General features: G+C 64.2%; 1 protein-coding gene. It reads left to right on the forward strand.

All coding sequences use genetic code 11. The annotated features are described in order from the left end of the window. A partial coding sequence (locus ACXJ3V_RS20410) for a Bug family tripartite tricarboxylate transporter substrate binding protein (RefSeq protein WP_457102181.1) occupies positions 1-604 on the forward strand: 604 nt, incomplete at both ends.

Below are 604 nucleotides of genomic sequence, written 5' to 3' on the forward strand. Positions count from 1 at the left end.
CTCTCGCGCATCGTCGCGGCCGCCTGCGCCTTTGCATTCACTGCGGGCGCCGCACAGGCCCAGCAATACCCCTCGCGCCCGATCAAGATCCTTGTCGGCTTCGCTGCCGGCGGTGGCATCGACACGATCGCGCGCATCTATGCGCAAAAGCTTCAGGAGATCCTGGGCCAGCCGATCATCGTGGAGAACAAGCCCGGCGCGTCCGAGCTGCAGGCGATCACGCCGCTCATGAACGCGCAGCCGGACGGCTACACGCTCATGCTGACCAGCGCCAGCAGCATGGTGCGCGGCCCCGGCGTGCGCAACGACCTGCCCTACGACCCGCTCAAGCATATGACCTTCATCGCCAAGCCTGCGTCGGTTGAGGCGGTCTACGTGGTCAAGAACAGCCTGCCAATCAACACCGTGCCCGAGCTGCTAGCCTACGCCCGGGCCAACCCCAACAAGCTGAACTACGGCTCGGCCGGCATTGGCTCGTCTAACCATCTCTTGACTGAGCAGATGAAGATGCTCACGAAGACAGAGCTGGTGCACATCCCGTATAAGAGCGACGCCGAAGTGGCGCGAGAGATGGCGGCCGGCACGCTGGACTTCGCCATCGCGA

The sequence above is a fragment of the Microbacterium sp. P5_E9 genome (genome assembly GCF_054049175.1).